Genomic DNA, 555 nt, shown 5'->3' with positions numbered 1-555 from the left:
GTGACGAAACTCTCGAAGGTCAATGCGGTGTTGATCTTGCTCTGCTCGCGGCGCGGGGAATCGGCCAGGTCGGCCGCCGGCTCGCGCACCTCGACATCGGCCTGCATGCCGTCGCGCTCGCGCGGCGCCACTTGCGAGGCCGTGGTCGGTCCGGCTTGTTCAGCCTGACGGCGCGCATTGCCGATGCGCGGGTCCAGCACGAACTGCACCTCGATCGGCTCTTCCCAGAACTGCGCTGCCAGCGTGCTGATCCGGCTGGCAAACTGGGTCTTGACCCAGTCCAGCTTGAAACGGTTCGGCGCGGCAATGCGCAAGCGGCCTTCCTCGAAATCGAGTGGGGCGAGCGGCTTGATCCAGGCACTGAACTGCTGAGGCGTCAGTTCCTGCTCCAGCTGCGCGGAGCAGGTCTGCCAGAAATTTTCCATGAATCGTCTGATTTAGTAGCGCGGGACCGATGGTGCGATGGCCCAGATTGCGTTTGTTTATCGCGGGAATGCGGACTTCGAATTGCTGTATTCTACCCGCGACCGCCAAAGTTATCCACAGGCAGGCGAT

Annotated in this window: 1 protein-coding gene; it reads right to left on the bottom strand. The window is 62.3% G+C overall.

Features of this window, described 5'->3' with window-relative positions; all coding sequences use genetic code 11:
* A partial coding sequence (locus JK635_RS28635) for a DnaA N-terminal domain-containing protein (RefSeq protein ID WP_202655041.1) occupies positions 1 to 425 on the bottom strand: 425 nt, incomplete at its 3' end.
* Between the last annotated feature and the right edge of the window lie 130 nt (positions 426 to 555).

The sequence above is a fragment of the Neobacillus paridis genome (genome assembly GCF_016765675.1).
Lineage (GTDB): Bacteria > Bacillota > Bacilli > Bacillales > Cytobacillaceae > Neobacillus > Neobacillus paridis.
The sequence above is the reverse complement of the archived record's forward strand: the minus strand, read 5'-3'. Positions and strand labels throughout refer to the sequence as shown.